The sequence below is a fragment of the Alicyclobacillus macrosporangiidus CPP55 genome (genome assembly GCF_000702485.1).
Taxonomy (GTDB): domain Bacteria; phylum Bacillota; class Bacilli; order Alicyclobacillales; family Alicyclobacillaceae; genus Alicyclobacillus_H; species Alicyclobacillus_H macrosporangiidus_B.
Genome location: NZ_JNIL01000001.1, coordinates 1,965,723 through 1,988,795, shown reverse-complemented (window position 1 = coordinate 1,988,795; position 23,073 = coordinate 1,965,723). Strand labels below are relative to the sequence as shown.

General features: G+C 65.6%; 23 protein-coding genes and 1 riboswitch. Of the genes, 13 read left to right on the top strand and 10 right to left on the bottom strand.

Annotation, left to right across the window (positions count from 1 at the left end):
- The first annotated feature begins 142 nt into the window (after window positions 1-142).
- The 6 genes from N687_RS20950 (at window position 143) to N687_RS0109790 (ending at window position 7,053) form a co-directional block, all read left to right on the top strand.
- Window positions 143-1,600 (top strand): RAD55 family ATPase, encoded by a 1,458-nt coding sequence (locus N687_RS20950; RefSeq protein ID WP_051663124.1) that lies wholly within the window; start codon window positions 143-145, stop codon window positions 1,598-1,600.
- Between the two features lie 48 nt (window positions 1,601-1,648).
- Window positions 1,649-2,251 (top strand): helix-turn-helix transcriptional regulator, encoded by a 603-nt coding sequence (locus tag N687_RS25120; RefSeq protein ID WP_029421689.1) that lies wholly within the window; start codon window positions 1,649-1,651, stop codon window positions 2,249-2,251.
- A 113-nt stretch (window positions 2,252-2,364) separates the two neighbouring features.
- A riboswitch (cyclic di-GMP riboswitch) is annotated at window positions 2,365-2,452 on the top strand.
- A 199-nt stretch (window positions 2,453-2,651) separates the two neighbouring features.
- Window positions 2,652-4,394: a FapA family protein gene (locus tag N687_RS0109805; RefSeq protein WP_197029256.1), complete on the top strand. Its 1,743-nt coding sequence runs from the start codon at window positions 2,652-2,654 to the stop codon at window positions 4,392-4,394.
- Entirely contained in the window at window positions 4,391-4,864 is a 474-nt protein-coding gene (locus N687_RS0109800; RefSeq protein ID WP_051663123.1) for a response regulator, read from the top strand. The genes N687_RS0109805 and N687_RS0109800 overlap by 4 nt, the downstream gene beginning before the upstream one ends.
- Entirely contained in the window at window positions 4,861-6,222 is a 1,362-nt protein-coding gene (locus tag N687_RS0109795; RefSeq protein WP_051663122.1) for a putative bifunctional diguanylate cyclase/phosphodiesterase, read from the top strand. The genes N687_RS0109800 and N687_RS0109795 overlap by 4 nt, the downstream gene beginning before the upstream one ends.
- Window positions 6,223-6,267: 45 nt before the next feature.
- Window positions 6,268-7,053: a 3-hydroxybutyrate dehydrogenase gene (locus N687_RS0109790; protein WP_029421685.1), complete on the top strand. Its 786-nt coding sequence runs from the start codon at window positions 6,268-6,270 to the stop codon at window positions 7,051-7,053.
- 116 nt (window positions 7,054-7,169) lie between these two features.
- On the opposite strand, the gene N687_RS0109785 is transcribed toward N687_RS0109790, so the two are convergent.
- Both N687_RS0109785 and N687_RS0109780 read right to left on the bottom strand, forming a co-directional pair.
- The gene (locus N687_RS0109785) at window positions 7,170-7,649 is read right to left on the bottom strand and encodes a hypothetical protein (RefSeq protein ID WP_029421684.1); all 480 of its coding nucleotides are present in this window, start codon (window positions 7,647-7,649) and stop codon (window positions 7,170-7,172) included.
- A 180-nt stretch (window positions 7,650-7,829) separates the two neighbouring features.
- Complete coding sequence (locus tag N687_RS0109780) at window positions 7,830-9,005, bottom strand: MDR family MFS transporter (protein ID WP_029421683.1); 1,176 nt, start codon at window positions 9,003-9,005, stop codon at window positions 7,830-7,832.
- A 190-nt stretch (window positions 9,006-9,195) separates the two neighbouring features.
- Between N687_RS0109780 and N687_RS0109775 the strand changes: the two genes are divergently transcribed.
- Window positions 9,196-9,987, top strand: a complete 792-nt coding sequence (locus N687_RS0109775) for a ZIP family metal transporter (protein WP_029421682.1) — start codon at window positions 9,196-9,198, stop codon at window positions 9,985-9,987.
- Between the two features lie 68 nt (window positions 9,988-10,055).
- Here N687_RS0109775 and N687_RS0109770 read toward each other — a convergent pair whose 3' ends face one another.
- The 5 genes from N687_RS0109770 to N687_RS20945 are packed head-to-tail and all read right to left on the bottom strand — an operon-like array spanning window position 10,056 to window position 14,622.
- Complete coding sequence (locus N687_RS0109770; RefSeq protein ID WP_029421681.1) at window positions 10,056-10,766, bottom strand: ABC transporter ATP-binding protein; 711 nt, start codon at window positions 10,764-10,766, stop codon at window positions 10,056-10,058.
- A 4-nt stretch (window positions 10,767-10,770) separates the two neighbouring features.
- Entirely contained in the window at window positions 10,771-11,514 is a 744-nt protein-coding gene (locus N687_RS0109765; protein WP_231493449.1) for an ABC transporter ATP-binding protein, read from the bottom strand.
- A complete protein-coding gene (locus N687_RS0109760) occupies window positions 11,477-12,460 on the bottom strand; it encodes a branched-chain amino acid ABC transporter permease (RefSeq protein ID WP_029421679.1) in 984 nt (327 codons plus the stop codon). Before N687_RS0109760 ends, N687_RS0109765 begins: the two co-directional genes overlap by 38 nt.
- Window positions 12,457-13,317: a branched-chain amino acid ABC transporter permease gene (locus N687_RS0109755; protein ID WP_029421678.1), complete on the bottom strand. Its 861-nt coding sequence runs from the start codon at window positions 13,315-13,317 to the stop codon at window positions 12,457-12,459. The genes N687_RS0109760 and N687_RS0109755 overlap by 4 nt, the downstream gene beginning before the upstream one ends.
- A gap of 60 nt (window positions 13,318-13,377) precedes the next feature.
- Window positions 13,378-14,622, bottom strand: coding sequence for an ABC transporter substrate-binding protein (locus N687_RS20945; protein WP_156040102.1), 1,245 nt, complete (start codon window positions 14,620-14,622; stop codon window positions 13,378-13,380).
- Window positions 14,623-14,838: 216 nt separating this feature from the next.
- Between N687_RS20945 and N687_RS0109745 the strand changes: the two genes are divergently transcribed.
- Window positions 14,839-15,825, top strand: a complete 987-nt coding sequence (locus N687_RS0109745) for an NAD(P)H-quinone oxidoreductase (protein ID WP_029421677.1) — start codon at window positions 14,839-14,841, stop codon at window positions 15,823-15,825.
- Between the two features lie 64 nt (window positions 15,826-15,889).
- On the top strand, window positions 15,890-16,189 hold the full coding sequence (locus N687_RS0109740; RefSeq protein WP_029421676.1) for a 4a-hydroxytetrahydrobiopterin dehydratase: 300 nt from the start codon (window positions 15,890-15,892) through the stop codon (window positions 16,187-16,189).
- A gap of 438 nt (window positions 16,190-16,627) precedes the next feature.
- Here N687_RS0109740 and N687_RS22160 read toward each other — a convergent pair whose 3' ends face one another.
- Both N687_RS22160 and N687_RS0109730 read right to left on the bottom strand, forming a co-directional pair.
- Entirely contained in the window at window positions 16,628-18,520 is a 1,893-nt protein-coding gene (locus N687_RS22160) for an ATP-binding cassette domain-containing protein (RefSeq protein ID WP_051663121.1), read from the bottom strand.
- Window positions 18,441-19,337 (bottom strand): ATP-binding cassette domain-containing protein, encoded by an 897-nt coding sequence (locus tag N687_RS0109730; RefSeq protein ID WP_197029255.1) that lies wholly within the window; start codon window positions 19,335-19,337, stop codon window positions 18,441-18,443. Before N687_RS0109730 ends, N687_RS22160 begins: the two co-directional genes overlap by 80 nt.
- Window positions 19,338-19,513: 176 nt before the next feature.
- Between N687_RS0109730 and N687_RS0109725 the strand changes: the two genes are divergently transcribed.
- The 3 genes from N687_RS0109725 to proC all read left to right on the top strand — a co-directional run bounded on the left by N687_RS0109725 (window position 19,514) and on the right by proC (window position 21,574).
- The gene (locus tag N687_RS0109725) at window positions 19,514-20,104 is read left to right on the top strand and encodes a biotin transporter BioY (protein ID WP_029421673.1); all 591 of its coding nucleotides are present in this window, start codon (window positions 19,514-19,516) and stop codon (window positions 20,102-20,104) included.
- A 181-nt stretch (window positions 20,105-20,285) separates the two neighbouring features.
- Complete coding sequence (locus N687_RS0109720) at window positions 20,286-20,531, top strand: YkuS family protein (protein ID WP_029421672.1); 246 nt, start codon at window positions 20,286-20,288, stop codon at window positions 20,529-20,531.
- A gap of 209 nt (window positions 20,532-20,740) precedes the next feature.
- On the top strand, window positions 20,741-21,574 hold the full coding sequence (gene proC / locus N687_RS0109715; protein WP_029421671.1) for a pyrroline-5-carboxylate reductase: 834 nt from the start codon (window positions 20,741-20,743) through the stop codon (window positions 21,572-21,574).
- A gap of 14 nt (window positions 21,575-21,588) precedes the next feature.
- On the opposite strand, the gene N687_RS0109710 is transcribed toward proC, so the two are convergent.
- Window positions 21,589-22,086 (bottom strand): MogA/MoaB family molybdenum cofactor biosynthesis protein, encoded by a 498-nt coding sequence (locus N687_RS0109710; RefSeq protein WP_029421670.1) that lies wholly within the window; start codon window positions 22,084-22,086, stop codon window positions 21,589-21,591.
- Window positions 22,087-22,208: 122 nt separating this feature from the next.
- On the opposite strand from N687_RS0109710, the gene N687_RS0109705 reads away from it, so the two are divergent.
- Window positions 22,209-23,033 carry a dienelactone hydrolase family protein gene (locus tag N687_RS0109705; protein ID WP_029421669.1) on the top strand — a complete coding sequence of 275 codons (825 nt, stop codon included), beginning with the start codon at window positions 22,209-22,211 and terminating at the stop codon, window positions 23,031-23,033.
- Window positions 23,034-23,073: the final 40 nt, after the last annotated feature.

The window sequence follows — 23,073 nt, the reverse complement described above, 5'->3', positions numbered from 1 at the left end:
ATCCCTTGGCCGGGCGACGTGGCGACAGAACAGGTGGGGGACATCGTGGGGATGACGAGGCGATTCGGCCGACCAGACCGGAAAAAGAGAATGCCTGGAGCAGCGTGTGGCACAGGACTGCTAGCTGACAGGAGCGTCGGTGATGCGTGTGAAGGACCTGGTGGAAACCGGGATTCCAGGATTGGATCGGATACTGCACGGCGGTATCCCCGCCGGTTCCGCGGTGGTTGTCGAAGGCTGGCCTGGGACCGGCAAGACCGTGTTGGGGATACAGTATCTGTACGCGGGTGCATTACGCGGTGAAGCGGGTGTCTACATTACGTTCGACGTACTGCCCGAACAGCTGTATACGGAAGCCGCCAACTTCGGGTGGGACCTCAGAGCGCTCGAGGACAGCGGCGTACTGCGCGTGGTCTGCACCACACCTGAGGCGTTCATGGCCGTGGCCCGGACGGATGAAGGGTGGTTCGAAGCGCTGGTAAGCACGCCTGCTTGCCGGCGGATGGTCATCGACAGTGTGAGTGCTTTGCTGGAGCGGGTGGCGGCAAGGCCGGGAGAGCGAGACGTTCTGCGCGGCTTGCGCGGCATCCTGCGCCGTTACCGGTTGACGACGTTGTTGATCCGGGACGGTGTAGCGGATAACCCTGGTCCTGAACACTATCTCGCCGACGGCGTCCTTCGCCTCGGTACACGCCCTCAAGGGGAGAATGCCTGCGAGAGAACCCTGTCGCTCGTGAAGATGCGCGGTATGCCCGCCGAGGTGCGCACCTATGTGATGCGCTTTACAGACGGCGGGATCACGGTTGTGCCGCCGGCCGATGTGGACAGTCCACCGGCTTTGCCGGGCGATGTTCACCCATTGGGGCGCGACGGCGACAGTACCGGCTCCACTCGCCCTGCGCACGGTGTACTGGCGGGCGGCCCGGACTTGGACCATCTGCTGGCGTGGACCCTACCACACGGGAGCGTCCTGTTACTCGACGTGGACGGACGCGTTCACTACCGCCCGTTGCTGCCGTGGACGATCCGTCACCGAGCGGCGGCGGGAGACGACTGTTTTCTCATCACGCTGACGGACTGGGCAGAGGTTCCGGACATGTTGGCCGAATACGCCGACCTTGCTGCCTGCTGGCCTCAGGGACGCTTGTATGTCACCGGACCGCCCGGCGGTCGTGGGCGTCTGCCGGGGAGTGCGGTGATCCATCACGCGCTCTGTGCGGCAGGTGATTCATGTGAGCGGTTACTCATACGTCGGATGTTCCGTCTTCTCGTGCGTGAAACGCGCCGCGGGAGGCGTTGGTTTATGTGGCTAGACACGAATGCCGCCGTCGGTTGGTGGAGCGTCGGCCATTTCGCCGACCATCTTCCCGCCGTCTTGCGCGTCCTGCGCTCGCTCGGGGTGACCACGGTTTTGGTGGCCGATTCCAGAACGCTGGGCGACGGGGTTGCGGAGCGGATCACGGGGCTGGCCAACAGTGTGATCCAGATGTGGTCGACGGTCGACTATCAGTATCTGCAGGTCGTCAAGTCGGCCAACGGGCGCACGTCCGCCCCGTACATCGTGCAGATGGACGAGGATCTCGCGGTGTGTCTGGTGTAGGGCCCGGACGTGGCCGGACGGGAGTGTTTTACGTACGGGGGAATGTATGTGCACGCGGGACAACCATCCAGGGACATTTACCACCCGCAGGCTCGCTCGGACGCACGAGCCGCGGCGGCGTGCCTCGATTTGTTCCAGAGAAATCCATCGTTGTTCGACACGGTGGACGGCATCGCGTCGCGCCTCGGCCGTGAGGAGACGGTGGTGGCCCGGGTCTTGGAGGACTTGGTCCGGCAATCGCACGTGTGGGCCTGCTGCGTCAGCGGTCTGACCTTGTACGCCGCCTCCCTTCGGAACGCGGCACCGGAGAAAGTCCAGGAACCTTGTCTCACCTGCGTACCGGGTGACAGCAGGGAGTCGGAGGCCGGCATACAGGCGCGCAAAGGGTGCATGACTGGGGCGGTCACTCCGGTAACAGAGGAGACGGCCGTCAGTCTGGAGTCGGCGGGTGTATCTCTCTGCGCCGCGTTGACGGAAAGGGAACGGGAGGTCCTGTCGCTGGCAGGGCAGGGCTACACCAACCGCGAGATCGGCCGGAAGCTGCACATCAGCGAGCACACCGTGAAAAACCACATGAGCACCATCTTTCGGAAATTAGGGATCCGCGACCGGAGACAGTTGATCCTGGCCTGTCAAGACCGGCCTTCCTAGGAAACCAGGGACAGGAGGACCGCGGAAAATAGGAAAGATGGCGGATGGGGTAGTCACACAAAATCGACAATAATCGACGATGATCGACACGGTCTCGAGAACCACAACTTCATATCGCATCAGGGCAAATCAACGGAAACGTTGAGACGCAAAGCCACGGGTCTACGGACGCGCGTCGTCTATGATCGCCGGGTTGCCGCAGGTATGATGCCTGTGTACCACGCACCACCTGGGCGATCCTTGTCGACGGACAAGGATTTTTTCATGTGTGGGAGGATGAGGGATGTTGGCGTTCGTCTTGCGGAAGCTTCGACGTTGGATCCCTCTCTTGCCGAGAGGCGCCCTCTCCGCAAGGGAAAGAGGGGGAGGGAAGATTTCTTGGCCGAGGGGTCATGCGGGTGTGGACGATCGTGAACCAGCGGCCTCCATATCCGTGCCGCGTCCCAGGGATGGTGCAGCATGGGTGAAATCCGGGCGGATCCACGTCACCGATCCAGACGCCGGGGGGATGTATGCTGTACTGCACGTTCCGGCGGACGAACGGATTCAGGTTTGGATGAACGGTACACCTGTGCGGGGCGAGGTGATTGTCGACAAGAGTATGGAGCTGCTCGTTGAGCTCCAGACGGTTCCACCAAGGGTGACGTACGAATGGGTCGTCTCCGAAGACCGCTTAACGGCTCGCCTGCGTAAACACGTGCAGACTGGCATGGCTGTACGGCTTCTAGATACCGCCCCAGCTCGTATGTTGACCCTGCGTCTGAAAGCGGTGCCGATTCCGCCGGACCCGACCCCGCTCGACGACATGATGGCCTTGTTGGATGCAGCAGGTTTTTCCGGGGAGGTCGATCACGCCGCCCTTGCGGAGCTGGCGCGCGCCGTTGAGACGGAGGAACGCGTGGTGGTACGTGGACGGGCGCCCCGTCTGCCCGAACCAGAGCGGTATCAGCGCCTGATTCCAGAGCCTGAAGGACACGAGCGGATCCGGGTGACGTCCGTGGCCGTGGGGACGCCGGTAGCGGAGGTGTTGCCCGCTGTGCCCGGGGTGCCGGGGAGAGACGTGTACGGTGCAGAAATTCCTGTCCCAGGTCCTCCCAAAGGGCCCGTATTGGGCGATGGGGTGACGGTGGTGCAAAACCGGCTTGTGGCCCTCCGATCCGGCCGGCTGGTGTTCAGCCCACAACGCATCGACGTACACCAGGAGCTGGTGATTGAACGCGATGTGACGGCCCAGGATGGGCCCATCGTCTTCGATGGATGCGTGACCGTCCACGGTTCACTGCTGGACGGCGCGTCCATCCGCGCCGCGGGCGACGTGGTGGTACTCGGCAACGTGCTGTGTGCGACCGTTCTCGCAGGCGGCGGCGTGGATGTAGCGGGCAACGTGGTCGGGTCCCGCCTGTGGGCCGGATACCACGCCTCGGTGTACGATACGTTGCTCCCGTTGGTGCGGGAAATCTCCTCCGCGTTGCTGACCTTCCAGCGGGACTACACTATACTGGTGGCGAATGCGGCCAAGCGGCCCGACGCAGCGCGTATTCTCCCCCGCATTCCTGCCGCTCTCCTCGATGGCCGTCACACGCTCCTGGCCGCGTCCCTCCAGGTATTCGTCGATGACGCGCAACAGTTTTCCGAATTGGACTGCAGGTACCGGCGTATCGCGGACATGGTGAAGAACAGGTGGATTGGCATTCAGCGCAGCCGCCTGAATGCCGAGGATGTGGAGGCGCTGATCGCGGCGTTTCGCACCTATGAGCAGGAGGTCGAGTTGGCCTCACAGGCGCCGCGGGCGACGTTGACCGCGGCGAGCGCGGCGTCGAGCACCCTCAACGCGACGGGGGACATCGTGATCACCGGTGCGGGCGTGTTCTCCAGTGCCCTGGAGAGCGGGGGGAAGGTCACCGTGGCCGGACGTGTGCGCGGTGGCTTTATCCATGCGGAGGTGGCGGCCGACATCGGTGTGCTTGGCTCGGAATTCGGTGCGGAGTGCAGTGTGCGGGTTCGGCGCCAAGATGGTTGGATTCGCATTGGCACGCGCCACCCGCAGACGTTGGTGGAATGTGGGGGCCGGCGGGATCGAAGCCTGGTCACCCAGTACCAGGTTCGGTTCTCCTATGAGCCAGCGGAAGGAGGATGCCCGTGATTCGCATCCTGTTGGTCGATGATTCCCGGGAGACGCTGGACGTGCTGGCGTTGCAGTACGGGGCATGTCCGGATTGTGAAGTGGTGGCCGGGGTGTCGAGTGCGGAAGAGGCGTGGGCTGTACTGGCGGCGCACCAGGTGGATCTGGTGTCCATCGACATCCAGCTGGAAGGTTCATGCGGGCTCGAGCTGTGCAGGGAGATCGGGATGCGGTATCCTAATGTTTTCCGCGTCATCTGCTCCTTGGACGGGAGCGACGCCGCACGTTCGGCGGCGCATGCGGCCGGAGCGGATCTGTTTTTGGCGAAACCAGTTCATACGAAAGATGTGGAGATTGTCGTACGCGCCTGCCGGTCCGGAAGCACGCACGAGTGGGCCCGGCGTGAAGCGGCGGTGTGGCTGGCTCGAGTCGAACGCGGGGATTCCCGATCCCTGACCCACTTGAATGTGGCGGGGAGGCAGCAGCGATGAATCGGCCGATCGTACACGTCGGGGCGACGTGGAAACCCGCAGGTGCCGTCAACTGGGTGCCGCGCCGGGCCCTTTTGGAAGTGATGGAAGACCGGGTGTCACAGACGATTCAACGTGGCCGGCACGCGGTGACCCTGTGTTTGGACCTCGACCAGTTTCGGATCGTCAATTACACGCACGGGTTGGCGGCGGGGGACCAGGTCATCTTAACGGTGGCGGAACGCCTGTCCCGTTGCATCGGCGAACATGGCGTGGGCGCCCACATGGGCGGGGACGAGTTCGCGCTGTGTCTTGTGGATTGCGACACGGCCGAGGAGACAGCGGAGTGGGCGGAGCGGGTGTTGGCCGCCGTCGAGACGCCCATCCGGGTGGCGGGCAGGGAGGTGCGGTTGACGGCGAGCATCGGGATCGCGTCGACGATGGAATGTGGCCCGGCTGCGCAGCGGTTACTGCGGCATGCGGCGGTCGCCCTAAACGAGACGAAGGAGGGTGGGCGGAACCCGTTTCGCCTGCACACTCCTCAGGCGAGCCGCCGGTTCGCGGATCACGCCCTGCTCGTACACGACTTCGAGCGGGCGTTGGCCGAGCGAGAGTTCTTCTTGGAATTCCAGCCGCGCGTCCATGCGGAGACCGGGATCATCACCAGCGCCGAGGCGTTGTTGCGGTGGCGCCACCCGCAGCGCGGACTGGTGACGCCCCGAGAGTTCATCCCCATCGCCGAGCGGACGGGATGGATTGTCCCCATCGGGAGGTGGGTGGTGGGAGAGGTGTGCCGGCAGATCCGGGAATGGCTCAACAGCGGTCAGCCGGTGGTCCGGATTGCGGTCAACGTGTCCGCGCGGCAATTTCGACGGGAGAGCTTCGTCGTGCACGTCACCGAGGCTTTGAAAGCACACCGAGTGGATCCGCGTCTCTTGGAGATCGAGCTGACCGAGACCGCGGTGGTCGAGGATGTCGAGAGCGCCCGCAAGAAGCTCGGGAGACTGCGGGGCATGGGGATCACCGTGTCTATCGACGACTTCGGCGTCGGCTATTCATCGCTCAGTTTCCTCCACCAGATCCCCGTCGACGCGCTGAAATTGGATCGGAGCTTCATCCAGGAGGGCGGTGTGAGGGGGTGGTCCGTAATGGAGACCATCATCGACCTGGGGCATCGCCTGAACCTGTGTGTCGTCGGGGAAGGGGTAGAGACGGAACACCAGCTCGATCTGTTGCGCGCTCGCCGGTGCGACGAGGTCCAGGGATTCTTCTTCAGCCGGCCCGTCCCCGCGGCCGATTTCATGCGCCTCCTCGCCGCCACTCCCGTCCATCCGGTGAAGGGCGGGGCGATGGTGGTCACCCCGAACCCGGGTGTATAGTAGAGTCGTGAGACAAGGGCCATCGGGCCTGAGGAGGGATAGGGCGTGGAGAAGGAACTGGCGGGCAAGGTCGCCGTCGTCACCGGGGCGGCGAGCGGCATCGGGCTGGCCATCGCAACAAGGTTCGCGGAACACGGGGCGCGGGTGGTGTTGTCCGATCTGCGCAAGGATGCGGCAGAGACGGCGGCGTCCGGCCTTCGGGAGCGGGGCCTCGACGTGGAGGCCTTCCAGGCGGACGCGAGCCGTGAAGCGGACATCCAGGCGCTCATCGCGCACGCGGCGGATCGAACGGGCCGCCTGGACATCGTCGTCAACAACGCGGGCATGCAGCACGTGGCCAGCATCGAGGAGTTCCCGACCGAGAAATTCACGCAGATGATCCAGTTGATGCTCGTCGGGCCGTTTCTGTCCATCAAGTACGCGTTTCCATACATGAAGCGGCAGCGATTCGGACGGGTCATCAACATCGCGTCCATCAACGGCCTGATTGGTTTCGCGGGTAAGGCGGCGTACAACTCGGCCAAGCACGGGGTCATCGGCCTGACAAAGGTGGCGGCTCTGGAGGGGGCGGAGCACGGGATCACGGTGAACGCCCTGTGCCCGGGATACGTGGATACGCCGTTGGTGCGCAATCAACTGCAGGACCTGGCCACCAACCGGGGCGTGCCACTGGAGAAGGTCTTGGAGGAGGTCATCTTCCCGCTGGTCCCCCAGAAGCGCCTTCTGCAGCCGGAGGAAGTGGCGGATTACGCGGTATTCCTGGCGTCCGACCGGGGCCGGAGCATCACCGGCCAGGCGGTCGTCATCGACGGCGGGTACGTGGCGCAGTGAAGGACGGGTGTGTAGCGCAGTGAAAGACGGGGGCGGCGACCGCCAGCCAGCGGGTGCCGCCCCTGTGCATTCTCCGTTCGATCCGCGTGGTTCCATGCATTTCCGTGTCCGCGGACTCAGCGCCGGAAGAACAGCCAGCGCACGAGTTTCCACAACACCACCAAGAGGAGGATGTCGAGGATCAGCCCGAACAGCGAGAACGAGTGATAGACGCCCATGCCGTAGTAGCCGAACGGGTGGAACATGCTCCCCAGGAGCCAGCCGGCGCCGAAGGAGAACAGATGCGACCCGATGCTCGGCCGCGGCGCCGTGTACACACCGCTGGACCCGATGCCGCCCGATCCGTACGTCGATCCGTAGGTCCGCGTCGTCCCCACGCCGGGAGAGGGCGACCGGAAGCCGGAACGGTACGCGGTGGGCTTCAGCACCACCGGTTGCGGCGCAACCGCGCTCGTCGCGTCCGGATGGCCGGATTCGGTTATCTGTACAGCCGCCGGGGACTGCGCCGGTACGGCGGCGTCCGTCGGTGCCGCCAACGCAACGCCTGGCGTGCAGGCGAACAAGAGCGCAATCCACCATGCGAACAGTCGTTTCATTCGTCATTCCCTCCATTGGAGACGCCCGCCATTCGGGCAATTGGCGCAGTGTTTTGCGCCGGTTGTTTCCCTCTTATCGTATCGTGGGATGGGGTCGCTTGACAATCCCGCGGATCGCCGTTCTCACACCCGGCCGGACGGTGCGCGGCCGTCAATCGGCCACCGGTGTTTCCTGCGCATTCAATCGCGCGCAGACGCGTGACGCCGCATCAGGACGGCCGATCCCGCGCCAACCGCCGCAGCGACCCACCACAGCAGCCCCGGCATCCCCATTCGGGCGCCCGCGTCCAGGAGCCAACCGCCGATGCCCTGCCCGGTGCCACCGCCCAGCGCCAGCGCCACGTACCCGAATCCGAAATAGGTGGCGGTCATGCCCGGTTTGGCGAGGCGAGCGGTGAGATCGTAATTCGCCGGCTCGGTGATCATGACGCCGGCGGCGAACAGACAAAACCCGAGCAGGAATCCCGCGAGGTGTCCGGCCTCGCCGATGCCGATGAGTCCCAGCGCCATGAACGCCAAGCCCGCCATCATGGAGGGGGCGGGGTGAAAGCGAGACACCAGGGCGTTGACCGGGTACTGGAACAACGCGACGAGGACGGCCAAAGTCAGGAACACCATGGACACCGACTGAGTACGGTGGGTGAGCTGCGTGACGCGGACCGGTATGGTGAGATACAGCTGCATGTACATGAAAAAGTACCCGGCGTTGGCGAGCACCAGTTGGAGGAATGGCACGTCCCGGAGCACACATTCCGCCATGGCGCGGAGGGGAATCGGCGAGAGCTGGACGCGAATGTCCGGCAGCGCCAGGTGCGTGAGGATGCCCATCGATGCGAAGACGGCGCCGCACGTCCAGGACAGGAGCCGGAAATCCAAGGTGATCAACAGCGCGCCCACCAACGCCGACAGGACCATCCCCAGGTTGCCCACGACCTTGCTGACAGCGTAGGTCCTGCGGCGGTCTGGCTCGGGCGTGAGCGCCGTCAGCGCAGCGGCGCTGGTCGGTTCGAACAGCGCTCCGCCGATGCCGGACACCACCGCGGCGGTGAACATCCAACCGGGCGCACCGCTCGCGCCGAAGAGGGCGAAGCCTGCGCCGCGCAGCAGAAATCCGGCCGTGATGACCCGCCGGTAGCCGATGCGGTCGGCCACCAGCCCGGTGAACAAGGTCAAGCCCTGCTGGCTGATCTGGCGCACCATCAGCAGGGTGCCGGCGAGCCATGCGGGCCAGTGCAGGGATTGCGTGAGGTGGACAGACAGGTACGGGATCAGCGCGTAGAAGCCGAGGGACATCAACATGGAATTGAGGAACAACAACGGCACGCCCCGCGGCCAGCCGCGCAACCCATTGAGCAAGCACGATCCCTCCCATCGGCGGCAGGAAAACCGACTTCCGTTGTCTATCCTATCAGACCGCGCCGGATGATTCGGCATGGGAGATCCAGGCGTTGACACCGATTGCGGGACCTGATAGATTTTTATCGAAAATGATTTTCTATAAAAGGCAGGCGGTGCGTTTGGGTCGCCTGTGTCTGGAGGAGGATCTGTGGCGACGTGGGTGTTGCCGATGGTGTTTTGCGCTCTGGCGGCTTTGGCGGACGTCATCGGCGGGATGTTGACGGTGTTGCGCAAGCTCACCCCGCGTCAGACGGTCTTGGTCACCGCGCTGGGGTCCGGGTTTTTGCTCGGCGCGACGGTGCTCGACCGGCTGCCGGACGCCATGGTGGAACTGCCCGGTTCGGCGCCGCTGTGGATTGTCGCGGGGTATCTCGGCATGCTGCTGCTCGACCGCTCCGCCGGACGCAATCCGGCGCCTGACCGGGTGCCGGTGCCGGCCGGCGAGGGCGCCTCTCACGGGCACGGACATCTGCACGCGGCGGTGTTGTCACAGCGGGCCGGGATGGCGGTGCTGGCCGGGATGCTGGTGCACACCCTGATGGACGGCATCGTCATCGCAGGTGCGTTTCAGGTCAGCCGCAGTGCCGGGGTGTTGATGTTCCTGGCGATCACACTGCACAAGCTGCCGGAGGGGTTCAGCATGGCGACCGTCGCGCTGGCGGCGGGCCAGACGCGGCGGCGGGCGTTCACCTATTCCACGCTGTTGGCCGTCTCCACGCTGGCAGGAGCGGCCTTGACCCTGTGGCTCGGGCAGGCGGATCCAGCCGCCGTGCACGTGGTGATGGCCGTGGCCACCGGATCGTTCTTGTTCATCTCGACGACCGGTCTGATACCAGGCGTCCGCAGTTCCGGCGAGCGGATCGCACCGTACATTGTCGTGGCGGGCGTGCTGTTCTTTCTGGCTTCGCTGTACTTGGTGCGAACGGTGGGATTGCAGTGAGACAAGGCGGCGGGCCGCGGGTGGATCTCCAAACCCCCGCGGCCCGCGCGTTCATTTGTCAAGTTTATCTACATGCCGAGATAGGCGCGTTTCATATGCTCGTCGTTGAGCAGCGCGCGGCTGTCGCCCGAGAGGACCACTTCGCCGTTTTCCACGACGTAGGCCCGGTCGGCCAGTTGCAGCGTCTGCATCACGTTCTGCTCGACGATCATCACCGTCACGCCCTGCTCCTCGCGGACGCGGCGGATGATGTTGAACATCTCCTGCACGATGACCGGCGCCAACCCGAGCGAAGGTTCGTCGAGGATGAGCAGCTTGGGCCGGCTCATCAGGCCGCGGGCGATGGCCACCATCTGCTGTTCGCCGCCCGACAAGGTGCCCGCCAACTGGCCGGCGCGCTCCTGCAGCCGGGGGAACAAGGGGTAGATCTCGCGCTCCAGCATGTGCCGCCGCTGAGCGCGTACCCGCGGCAGGTGAGCGCCGAGGAGCAGATTTTCCTCCACGGTCATCATCGGGAACAGCCCGCGCCCTTCGGGGACGTGGCTGATGCCGAGATCGGCAATCTGATGGGGCGGCAGCTGGTGGATGGGTTTGCCCTCGAACCACACCTCGCCCTGCTTCGGCCGGAGCAGACCCGACACGGTGCGCAGGGTGGTCGTTTTTCCGGCCCCGTTGGCGCCGACGAGGGCGACGACCTCGCCTTGGCGCACTTCCATCGAGATGCCCCGCACCGCCTGCATGTCGCCGTAGTACACGTGAATGTCGCGGATCTCGAGCACCGGGTCACACCTCCAGTTTCGCGCCCAGGTACGCCTCGATGACGTCCGGATGGGACGTGACTTCCTGCGGCGTGCCCTCGGCGATCTCTTGCCCGTGGTGGATCACGATGACGCGGTCGGAAATCTCCATCACGACGCGCATGACGTGTTCGATCCCGCCGATGGCCGACACGCCGCGATCCCGCAACTGTTTGAGCAACTGGATGGTCTCCACCGCTTCCGTCGGCGTGAGCCCCGCGCACACCTCGTCGAGCAGGATGAGTTTCGGGCGCGTCGCCAGGGCGCGGGCGATCTCCAGCCGTTTCCGCCCGGCCAACGGGAGCGACCCGGCCATCATGTCGCGCCACTTGTCGAGCCCGGTCAGGGCAAGGATCTCCTCTGCCTCGCGGCGCGCCTCGTGTTTGGAGGACGTGTGGGCGAAGGCGCCGAGCATCACGTTGTCGAGCACGCTCATGTTGGCGAGCGGCTTGACAATTTGGAACGTCCGGCCGATGCCGCGCCGCGCGATCTGATACGGCTTCAAGCCTTTGATGGACTCGCCTTCGAACCGGATGTCGCCCTCGTCCGGCGTCACGAACCCGGTGATCAGATTGAAGATAGTGGTCTTTCCGGCGCCGTTCGGGCCGATGATGAACAGCACCTCGCCGTGCTGGACGGAAAAGCTCACATCGTTGGTCACGAACAGGCCGCCGAAGTGCTTCTTGACGTGATCAAACACCAGCAGGGGTGGTTCGTTGTGCTTGGACACGCGCCGCCCTCCCTTTCCACCACTTTGCCACCGTGCCGACGATGCCGGCCGGCATGTACATCACGACGAGGACAATCAGAAGGCCGTACAGGAAGAACGCGAACGCGTTCGGATCGCCGAGCCAAGTCACGTTGGCCACCGAGTTCTTGAGCCAGTCGGACGCGAATTCGAGGATGAACGCCCCCACCAGCGGGCCGTACAGGGTGCCGGCGCCGCCGAGGATGGCGAGGAACACCACCTGGTTGGAGATGGCGCCGCTGAACACGTCGTTCGGCTGGATGGTACCGAGGTTGGCGGCGAAGATGCTGCCGCCGATGCCGGTCAACAGCGCCGACACCAACAGCGCGTACAGCTTGTACAGCGGGGTGTTGATGGTCACGGTCTGCGCCGTGTCCTCGTCCTCGCGGATCGCCATCAGGTAGTAGCCGGTCTTGGAGGTGGCCAAGAGCGCCGTGACCGCGAAGGCCACCACCATGAACCCGAGCGCAACCCAGTAATACAAGGAGGGATCGGGCACCATTCCTTGAACCAAGAGCCCCGCGGCGCCCTGGGTGAGGTCCTTGAACTGGTTGGTCGCCAAGACCAGCAGCAGCTGCGCGACGGCGATGGTCGCCAGCGCGAAGTAGGGTCCGCGCAGGCGGAAGCAGATGAGCCCGATGGGCGCGGCGCTGACGGTCGAGAGCACCGCCGCCGCCAGAAGCGCCGGCCACGTCCCGATGTGCGGGGCCAGAAGCGCGTACGCGTAGGCGCCGATGCCGAAAAACGCCGCGTGCCCCAGGGACAGCTGCCCGGCGTAGCCGCCGACCAGGTTCCAGGCGAAGCCCACGCCTGCGAACAGGAAGATGTAGAAGAAGATCTGCTGATAGTAGGTGCTGGCCGTGAACGGGATGACGGCGAACAGAATCAGCACCAGGATCGGCAGGATCCAAGCCCGCATGCGCTTCATACGCGGGACCTCCCGAGCAGCCCGGACGGTTTGAAGAGCAGGACGAGCAAAAACACGATGTAGGTCAGCACGTCCGAATAACTCTGTCCGAGGTAGTAAGACGCCAATTGTGCGATCACGCCGATGAGCAGGCCACCGATGGCCGAACCGAGGATGCTGCCCATGCCGCCGAGCACGACGATGATGAACGCCAGCAGGCTGAAGGCGTCGCCGACCGACGGATCGACATAGTGGATGGGCAGAAGCAGCGTCCCGGCGACGCCGGCCACCGCGATGCCGAGGCCGAAGGCGAGCATGGTGACCCGCGTGACATGGATGCCCGACAGGGCCGCGGCGGCGTCGTTTTGCGAAATGGCCCGGATGGCGCGCCCGGTCTCCGTCTTCATGATGAACCAGAACAAGAGCGCAGCGACCACGGCCGCGATGACGAATGAGATCAGGTACGCGATGTTGATGCGCAGCCCGCCGAACACCAGGTCGCGGTGGCTGTAGGACAGGTTGATGGTCAGCTGGTTGGTGTTGTACACCATCTGCGCCAGGTTGGTCAGCATCAGCCCGATGCCAGCGGTCAGCAGGATATGGTTCATCTCCGGGCCGCGAATGATGCGGTGGATGGCCACCCGGTAGACGGCCATCCCGAGCAGGAAGCACAGCACGAAGCTGACGATGGCGGACACGTACGGATCGAGCCCGAGGGTGGTGAACAAGGTATACGTGATGTACATGCCCACCATCACGAACTGGCCGTGCGCGAAGTTGACGATGCGCATCGTGCCGAACACGATGGACAGCCCCATGCCGACGATGGCGTACAACGCTCCCAGCAACAGGCCGTTGATGATGGTCTGCAGAAACATGGGTGACCTCCCTCGTTTCAGGAAAACAGGGGCGTCGGAGGACGCCCCTGTGTCATCCGATTACTTGCGCTGGCTCCACGGCGGCGTGGGCAGGATCTTGCCGGTGGCCGCGTCGGACGGGAAGACCGTGACGAACTTGCCGTTCTGGACCTGGGTGACGATGACGGGGTGCGCGTTCTGACCGGTGCTGTCGAACTTGATGGGGCCGAACGCGGTGTCCATCTGAAGGCCAGCCAGCGCGTCGCGGATCTTCTGGGCATCGTACGATCCCGCCTTTTCAATGGCCGCTTTGGCGACGTACAGGGCTGCATACGCCTCCATGTCGTGGTAGGACGGATAGTCGCCGAACTTCTGGTGCACCTTGTCATAGAATTCCTTCGAGCCCTGCCACTTGGCGGACGGGTCCCACTGGCCGGCGGCCAACGTGTACTCGGCGGCTTTGCCGGCGTCCTGCGGGAAGGTCGCGACGGAGAAGCCGGTTCCCGCGGCCGTGAAGTACTTGGCATTGAGGTCAATCTCCTGGGCCTGCTTCATCAAGGCGACCGCGTCCTTGGAGTAAGAGGCGAAATAGATGACGTCCGGATGTTTCTGCTTGACGCGCTGGAGCATCGCCTTGTAGTCCAGGTCCTTCGTGGAGTACGACTCGTCGTCGACGACATCGAACCCGTACTGTTTTGCGTACTTGAGCATCGCCTTCTCGGCGCTGCTGCCGAAGTTCTGGTCCTCGTGCACGATGGCCATCGTCTTGGCGTCTCCTTGCTGCTTGAGCAGGTCGCAGATGGCCTTGGCGTAGTCATCGCTGGTGGCGCACAGGCGGAACACGTACTTGGATCCCGTCTGCGTCACGTTCGCCGCGGTTGCTGTTGGAACGATATCAGGAATTTTGTACGTATCCGCTTTCTTTACCACCGCAAGAGCAGAGCCGGAGCTGTACGGGCCGAGGATGAGCTGGGCGTGGTACTGGCTGACCAACTGATCGACGTCCTTGGCCGCCTCCTGAGCGCTCGACTTGTCGTCGAGGTAGACCAGCTTCACCTGCTTACCGAGGATGCCGCCCGCGGCGTTGATCTCGTCGAGAGCCACCTCGTATCCTTCCTTTTGCGCCTTGCCGAACTCGGAGTCTGCTCCCGTGATGGAGGTGATGACGCCGAGCGTCAACGTGTTGTCACCGGAGCCTGTGCCCCCGCCGCCGGTGTTGCCTGAGCCACCGGACGCGCCCGAGCCGCTGGTGCCGCAGCCTGCGAGCGCGAACAACCCGGCCAGGGTGAGCGTCGCAAGCATGCGTGCGGGCCGTCTGTTTCGCAATCATGACACCCCTTTTCACAAAATCTATTTTTCTGTTCCATGACACAATTTTATTGAAATAGGAGTCCCCCTGTCTATCGAAAGATAAAGGTTTCCACGAGATGTATGAGGAAAGGGCATGAGGAAACGGTAAGATGAAGGTTGACGGGATTGAGAAACAGGGTGCATCTGTCGCCAGGAAGCGGGCGTCAGCCGTCTGAAGGGAGTGGACATGGGATGAAGGCGGTGTGCATGAAGGGCTTCGGAGGCCCCGAGGTGTTGTACCTGGGCGAAGTTCCGGACCCGCAACCGGGCAGCGGCGAGCTGTTGGTGCGGGTCAGGGCGACGGCTCTGAACCGGGCGGACCTGCTGCAGCGGCGCGGCCTGTATCCGCCGCCGCCCGGGGCGTCGGAGGTGCTGGGTTTGGAGATGGCGGGTGAGGTGATGGCCGCGGGACCTGACTGCGCGGGATGGCAGCCGGGGGACCGGGTGTGCGCCCTGCTGCCGGGCGGGGGTTACGCGGAGTTGGCGGTCATCCCGGCGGGGATGGCCATGCGCTTGCCGGACGGAATGTCCTTTGAGCAGGCCGCCGCCATCCCGGAGGTGTTCCTCACGGCGTACCTCAACCTGATTTGGCTGGGCCGGATGCAGCCCGGGGACTGGGTGTTGGTGCACGCCGGCGGCAGCGGGGTCGGGACCGCCGCCATCCAGCTGGTGCGGGAGACGAGCGCGGTGGCATTGACGACCGCGGGATCGAAGGAGAAATTGGAACGGTGTCTGGAACTCGGCGCGCGCGCAGGGTGGAACTACCACGACGGGCTCTTCGACGATTGGGTCCGCGAGCAGACGGACGGGCGAGGCGTGGACATCGTGCTGGATTTCATCGGCGCACCGTACTTTGCGGCCAACATCCGGTCGCTCGCCGTGGATGGGCGGGTCATCATCGTCGGGACGATGGGTGGTACGAAAGTGGATGGGGTCGATCTGGGCGTCCTGCTGGGCCGTCGCCTGCAGGTCATCGGTACGGCCCTGCGGTCCCGCCCGGTGGCCGACAAAATCCGCCTGTCGCAGGAGTTCTGGCGGTGGGCGCAGCCGCGGTTCGCGGACGGAAGGCTGGTGCCGGTGGTGGACACGGTCTTCGACTGGCGGGACGTGGCGGACGCCCATCGGTACATGGAGGCGAACCGGAACTTCGGGAAGATTGTGCTGCGGGTGTCGGCGTGAGTTGGGCAGGGAATGCGCGCCGGTTGCGGTGTCGGAGCTTTGAAACGATGGGGAGGGACGTCGAATGGCGGACCGGTTGACGGACGCCGAGATCCAGGCGGCGCTGGCGAAGGTGCCGGAGTGGCGGTTGGAGGAGAAGACGATTTGGCGGCGGTACCGGTTTCCGTCCTTCATGGAGGCGGTCGGGTTCGTGAACCGGGTGGCGGAGGTGGCGGAGCGGCGCAATCACCACCCGTTCATCTCGTTGGACTACAAGTTGGTGACCCTGCGTCTGACCAGCTGGCACGCCGGCGGATTGACCCAGGCGGACTTCGACGAGGCGGCGGAGTTCGACGCGTTGTACGGGAGCGCGGGACAGGCGTGATGGGCGTGATGGGCGTGATCGGTGCGGTGGGTGTGTGGGGTGGTCGGTGTGGCGGGCCGGCGGTCCAGGTAAGAAATGGTTAGTAAACGATTTGGCTTTAACGTCCGCGCCGACGGGGTTCGTAGCATCCGTTTGAAACTAAATGTGAGTTGGACGAGTAGGGATAGCGTCAGGATTTGATTTATCCGTTGCCGGCGGGGCTGGAATGACCACGGTTTACACCAAAACGTTTTCTATGACGCGGGCTCGGGTGGTGGTTTAAATGAAAACCGATCGAAACAGGGATCCGTGAGGGGATAATAAGGTACAAACGTTTTTTATCGGGCCATCCGCACAGGCGAGCGGCCTGACGTCTTCGACCGCGGGGCCGGACAACCGGTCCCGCGTCGCTTGTTTCAGCCCCGACACCGCGTTTCTTTTCCCGGCCGAACGCACAGCTCAACGGAGGAGGATCAGGCCGGCGGTGATGGCAAGGGTGATGGCGATGGCTGCCCAATCGCGCCGTGACCATCGTACGGTGCCGCGCTCCGCTGGGGCAAGGGGTTGGAGTTGGCTGTATCCGCGCGCCTCCATCGCCAGGGACAGGTCCTCCGCGATCTGAAACAGCGCCGCCAGTAAGGGGACGGTCACGGCGGGCAAGTCCCGAGGCCGGATGCGGCCGGGCGGGGCGGGTGACTTCGCGCGGGCACGGGCGATGCGGGAGAACCGGTCGAGCTGGTCCCCGATTACGGGAATGAACCGCATGATCAGCGAGGCCGCCAGCGAAAGGACGGCCGCCGGGCGCCGCAACCCGGGCAGGCGGCCGAGCACCTGTTCCAAGGCCTGGCGCAGTTCGAGGGCGGTGGTGGTCCAGGAGAGCAGCCCGCTCAACCACACCATCAGCACGACCCGGTAGAGGGTGGCGAGGGTGCGGGCCGCCCCGGCGGGGTTGAACCCGAGGCCAAGTGGGCCCGCCTGCCCAAAGCGGATCCCGGACAGCGCCGCGGAGAACAGGGTCAACCCCAGGATGGGGCGCGTCCACCGCCACAGGGTGCCGAGCGGCACGTTGGCCACCGCGCTGAGGATCGCGGCGATCCCAGTGGCGGCGATGAGGCCGGCGGGCTGGCTTTGAACCATCACCCCCGCCGTCAGGAGGGCATAGCCCGCCCACTTGGCGCGGGCGTCGAGTCCCTGCAGCACGCGGGCTGTCCCAGTGGGGCCGGGACGCAGGAGACGTCGCCAGGCGGTCTGCACGAGCGGTCTCGGCGCGGGCACCAGTCCCGGGGCGGCCGGTGCAGGGGGATGAGAGTGTGCGGACTGTGGTCCTTCGGGCCGCGCGCGTCGTACGGGATGCTCCCATGGCTCCTCGGCCGCGGACGGTGCCGGCCCGGACTTCGCAGCCGAGGGCGCCGGAGAGGGCGTCGCCGTCGAGGGCGCCGGCCCGGACTTCACCGCCGCAGGTGCTGGCGAGGGCTTTGCCCCCGTCATCGACGCCTGCCTCTTGACCCCGGGCCATTGATCGGCGATGGCGGCCGCCGCCTCCTTCGCGGAGAGCGGGCCCGCCGGAAGACGCACGCCGTAAGCGGCCAGGGCGCGTCCCAGCGTGAACCCGGGCGGGGGCGTCAGGCCGGCGTCGAGCAGCGGGCGGGGGTCCGTCCACAGGCCGGCGGGATCGACGTCGGCCGTGAGGCGGCCTTCCGCGACCACCCACACCCGGTCCGCCACCGGGAGAAACGCCTCCAGGTCGTGGGTGGCGATGAGGAGGCCGCCGCGGCCGCGGGATCGACGGTCCTCCCGCAAGGATTTCAGGGTGTCGAGGAAGCGTTGTGCCGCGGCCGGGTCCATTCCGGCCGTCGGCTCGTCAAATAGGAGCCAATCGGGGTTGGGTGCAAACGATGTGGCGACGGCCACCCGCCGGCGCTGGCCCCCGCTGAGAGACAGCGGCGCGCGGGGGAGGAAGTCGTCGCCGAGGCCCACCCGGGCCAGGGCAGTTCGCGTCCGATGCGCGGACTCGGCGGCGGACAGGCGGTACGGGCGCAACGAGTACCGGAACTCCGCCGCCACGTCGCGCGCGAAGAGCTGTTGCTCCGGCGATTGAAACACAACGCCGATCCGCCGGAGCACCCCTGCGTCGGGGCGCCGGCCCCGCCACAGGGGCTCATCGTCGCAGCGGACCTCCCCCTCGGCGGGCCGGACGAGGCCGGCGAGGGCGTGCAGCAGCGTGGATTTACCCGCACCGACGGGGCCCGCGATGACGATGAGATCGCCCGCCTCAGCCCGGCAGGTGACCGCGTTCAACAGCGTCCGGCCCGATGTTGCCGTGACCGTGAGCCCCCGCGCCTCCAGCGCCATCGACCTCACCCTCCCTCTCGCACAACGCCTGAAGGTCCGCGGCCAGTTCGGCCTCCGTCAACGCCACCCGCGGCAAGGGGACGCCTTTGTTGCAAAGGTCAATCGCGATCGCGCTCGCCCACGGCAGCGGGAATCCGAACCGCTGGCAGGGCGCATCGTCACCCGCCTCCGGCGTCACGAACTGCCGCGGCGTGCCTTCAAAGACCACGCGGCCTTCGTCGAGCAGGACCATGCGGTCGGCCCACGCCAGCTCCTCCATGGATTGCGTGATCCACACCACCGCCACGCCCGCGGTGCACAGGCGCCGGGCCACGGACCATAACGCCTGCCGGGCGCCCGCGTCCAGCATGGCGGTCGCCTCGTCGAAGACCAGCACGGCGGGTTCCAACGCCAGGGCGCTGGCCGTGCAGAGCAGTTGTTTTTGTCCGCCGGACAGGTGGGTGACGGATCGATCCCGCAGTTCCTCCAACCCCACGGCCCGCAGCGCGGCTCGGCTGCGGCGCTCGATCTCGCTCGGCGCCAGCCCCTGCACCTGCAACCCGAAGGCGACATCCTCGGCCACGGTCTGGCCGACGAGCTGGGCGTCCGGGTTCTGAAACACCAGGCGTACGGTGGCACCGGGCCGGCGGACGACCTGTCCGCGGGACACGCCGCACAGGCCGGCCATCACCCGGCCGAGCGTGCTCTTGCCACTGCCGTTTCGGCCCATGACGAGCAGCCATTCACCCGGGTGGACGGCGAGGTGCACCCCGCGCAGAGCAAAAGTGATCGGATGTGTCTCACCGGCGAGAGCGACGGAAACATCGTGGAGTGCCAAGAGGGGCGTGCAGAGATCGGATCTCTCGCCGGCCGGCGGCCCGAATTCAGGGCTTTCGGCAGCCGGTACTCCCAGGATCGGTCTCTCGATAGATTTCGGATTGATGGCAGGTTCGGATGCGTGATATGTTAACGTCATGGTACATACAAGTTAACAAATCCGATGAGGAGGTTTCAATGGTGACGGTACGCGGCGTGGTCTTTAGCGCGCTGTTCGCGGCGCTGTTGGCGGTGTTCAGCAACGTGCGGATCGATCTCTGGTTCACCCCGGTTCCCATCACCCTGCAGACGCTGGCGGTGATGATGGCGGGCGCTTTCCTCGGCCCCGGGTACGGCTTTCTGAGCATTCTGCTGGTGGTGGTGCTGACCGCCCTCGGCCTGCCGCTGATGGGCGGGCACGGCGGCCTGCAGGTCATCCTTGGCGCCACGGGCGGCTACATCGTTTCGTGGCCGTTCAGCGCGCTGTTGATTGGCTGGTTCCTGCCGAGGATCCGCGCACAAGGTTTTCCTCGTTACGTCTGGACCTTCATCGTGGTCGAGGTCTTCGGCAGCCTGTTCGTGTACCTGATCGGCGTGCCGTGGCTGGCGGTCGCCGCACACATGTCTCTGGGCAAGGCGCTGGTGGGCGGTTGTTACCCGTTCCTCCTGGGCGACGCCATCAAGGCGCTGGTGACCACCCTGGTCGCGGTGCCGTTGGCGAAGCTGTATCCGCCCGCGCGGCTGACGGGCCGAGGCGGCACCCCGGTGATTCCGCTCGAGGACGCTTGAGGACGCTTGAGGACGCTTAATGGAGGCGTGGCGGGCCAACCCTGCGATGAGATGCGGCGCTGACCCGTCTGAAGCTCGGGTGCATAATCCGCGCGTCTTGCGGAGAAGTTGAAACGCAGATGTGGATACGGCAGGGAGCCGTTCGCTCCGGCCGCAAGACGCAAGAGAGGGGGAAGCCAGCGTGAAGACGGTCGCCGTGGAACGCGGATTGGAACCGGTCAAACGGTATCTGCAGGCGCAGGGTTTACAGGTGGTGGAGCTCAACAACGCCGTTTCGGACGCCACGAACTTGGCATGCTGCTGCGTGACCGGGGCGGATGAGAACATCATGGGCATGCAGGATGTGCAGATGAACTGCCCCATCGTGTCATGCGAGGGATTGACGCCGGAAGAGGTGTACCAGCGGGTCCAGCGGTACGTGCACTGACACCGGCCGGACGAAACCAAACAGAGTCTTTCAGAGGGCTCAGCCGCCGCCACGCGGACGCTGGGCCCTTTTCGTATGCAGCCTCCGGGATTGCCAGCCGGGGCGGGGGGGCGTACAATGCCGGTATACGGACGCAGGCAGGCGGAAACCGGCCGGAACGCGTTTGCACCGGTGATTTCGAGGATTCTGAGCGGAGTGGAGGAGAGCGCATGGAGACGTTCGCCGGAGAGGTATTCGTGATCGGCGCGGGGGCGATGGCCGAAGCGTTTGTGAAGGGTGTCATTGAGAAGCGGGCCATCTCGCCCGATCGGCTCATGGTGACAGGCCGGACCCTCGGCGGACGGGCGGCGGGATTGCGCGAGAAGTACGGCGTGCGGGTGGCCGGGACAGAGGCCGCGGCGGGCGCCAGGATGGTCTTTCTCGCCGTGAAACCGGCGGACGCTGCCGAGGCGCTGGCGCAGGTCCGGCCGTATCTCCAGGGGCAGCCGTTGGTGTCCTTTGCCGCCGGCGTGACGATGGACTGGATGGCCGAGATCATCGAGCACCGCTCCCCGGTGGTTCGCACCATGCCGAACATCCCGGTCGGCGTGCAGGAAGGGGCGACCGCCGTCTCGTTTCCGGAGGCGGGGCTCGCCGAACGGGATCGAAAGGATATTCTGTTTCTGCTCGGACAGCTCGGCGAGGTGGTGGAGATCCCCGAGCGCCTGATGAACGCCGCCACCGCCTTCTCCGGCAGCGGCCCCGGATTTGTCTGCTACTTCCTCGAGGCGATGGAGGCAGCGGCCATTCGCCTGGGGTTCGATCCGGAGTTGGCCCGGGCCCTGCTGCTACAGACGGTGGTGGGGACGGCGCGCACCCTGCGCGAATGGGGGCTCGCGCCGGATGAACTGCGCCGGCGCGTCACCTCTCCGGGTGGCACTACCCAAGCCGGCGTGGCGGTGATGGAGGCAGGCCGCCTCGCCGACGTGGTGGACGCCGCGCTGCAGGCGGCCGCGCGGCGGTCGGAGGAGATGGGCCGCGCGTACGCCGTCGTCCGGGACTGACCTGTTGCCCCGCCCTACTCCTGGTGCTGGGTGCGGCCAGCCAGCAGGTCCAGCGTGTGCCGCAGGACAGGAGCCACCACCGCCAGGCATTCATCGACCGCCTTCGGATTGCCGGGCAGGTTGAGGATCAGGGCCTGCCCGCGGGTCCCCGCCACCTGGCGGGAGATCATCCCGAATGGGGTCTTTTTGATGCTTTCCGCCCGCATCGCCTCAGCGATGCCGGGCACGGTCCGATCCACCACGTCCAGCGTCGCTTCCGGGGTGACGTCGCGCGGACCGAGGCCGGTGCCGCCCGTGGTCACAATCAGGCGGACGCCCTCCTCATCCGCCAATCGTCGCAGGAGCGCTGCAATCTCTTCCCGCTCATCGGGCACCGCCACGCGCACCGCTACGGCGAAACCCATGCGCGCCAGGGCCTCTTCGGCGCGCTGCCCGCCGATGTCCGTGCGGAGGCCGCGGCTGACCGAGTCGCTCACCGTGATCACCGCCGCACGGGCTGGTTCATGCGCCATGTCCATCCTCCCCTCTCCTTTTGAGCCCATGTTACCCCATCCACTGGCGGATTGCGTACGATCCGCTGCCTTCGCTACAATTTTGTTTGGATATCCGAAATGTCTCCAGGGAGGGATGCGCGGTGAGTTTGATCACGCAGTGGGTTCGTTACGGCGACCGCAACCAGTACAGCGGCTACCTGGCCAAGCCCAGGCGGGCTGGGGGGCCGTTGCCGGCCGTGATCGTCATCCAGGAGATCTGGGGGGTGGACGCCCACATCCAGGACGTGGCGGAGCGCTTCGCCAAGGCCGGGTACACGGCGTTCGCGCCCGATCTGTACGCGCCGGGCGGTGAGCGGCCGGCGGTGTTGGCACCCGAACGGATCGAGGCGGTCAAGTCGTTCCTCGACAGCCTGCCGCCGTCGGCGTGGCATGACGCTCAGGCCAGGGAAGCGGCGCTGGCGAAACTGCCCGGCGAGGAGGGCCAGCGGATCACGGAGACCTTCACGACCCTCTTCGGCGGGCTGCAGATGGAGAAATACATGCCGCAGCTGCTGGCGACGACGGCGTATCTGCGCGATGGCTGCGAGCACAGCAAGGGGCAGCCGGTGATGTCCATCGGCTTCTGCATGGGCGGAGCCCTGTCCGCGCGGTTGGCCTGCCAGGACGAGGCGTTGAAGGGTGCCGTCATCTTCTACGGCCACGCGCCCGATCCCGCCCTGGTCTCGGGCGTCCGCTGCCCGGTGCGCGGCTTCTACGGCGGGCTCGATCACCGCATCACCGACCAGGTCCCCGGCCTGGCCGAGGCGATGCGGGCGGCGGGCAAGGACTTCCAGTACACGGTCTACGAAGGGGCGCAGCACGCCTTCTTCAACGACACCCGCAGCGCGTACCATCCGGAGGCCAGCCGGGACGCGTTCGCGCAGGTGGTTGGGTTTTTCAACGGGATCGCCAAGGCCGGCGCGTGAACGCTCCGCGGCTCTTCGCGGCGCTGGGCGGCTCTCCGTG

Bases quoted from the DNA above. Each gene is read 5' to 3' on its own strand.
- N687_RS0109755 (WP_029421678.1), bottom strand. From the start codon at position 13,317: ATGTTTCTGCAGACCATCATCAACGGCCTGTTGCTGGGAGCGTTGTAC.
- N687_RS0109740 (WP_029421676.1), top strand. From the start codon at position 15,890: ATGGCGGACCGGTTGACGGACGCCGAGATCCAGGCGGCGCTGGCGAAG.
- N687_RS0109795 (WP_051663122.1), top strand. From the start codon at position 4,861: ATGAATCGGCCGATCGTACACGTCGGGGCGACGTGGAAACCCGCAGGT.
- N687_RS0109710 (WP_029421670.1), bottom strand. From the start codon at position 22,086: ATGGCGCATGAACCAGCCCGTGCGGCGGTGATCACGGTGAGCGACTCG.
- proC (WP_029421671.1), top strand. From the start codon at position 20,741: ATGGAGACGTTCGCCGGAGAGGTATTCGTGATCGGCGCGGGGGCGATG.
- N687_RS20950 (WP_051663124.1), top strand. From the start codon at position 143: ATGCGTGTGAAGGACCTGGTGGAAACCGGGATTCCAGGATTGGATCGG.
- N687_RS0109785 (WP_029421684.1), bottom strand. From the start codon at position 7,649: ATGAAACGACTGTTCGCATGGTGGATTGCGCTCTTGTTCGCCTGCACG.
- N687_RS22160 (WP_051663121.1), bottom strand. From the start codon at position 18,520: ATGGCGCTGGAGGCGCGGGGGCTCACGGTCACGGCAACATCGGGCCGG.
- N687_RS0109745 (WP_029421677.1), top strand. From the start codon at position 14,839: ATGAAGGCGGTGTGCATGAAGGGCTTCGGAGGCCCCGAGGTGTTGTAC.
- N687_RS0109760 (WP_029421679.1), bottom strand. From the start codon at position 12,460: ATGAAGCGCATGCGGGCTTGGATCCTGCCGATCCTGGTGCTGATTCTG.
- N687_RS0109725 (WP_029421673.1), top strand. From the start codon at position 19,514: ATGGTGACGGTACGCGGCGTGGTCTTTAGCGCGCTGTTCGCGGCGCTG.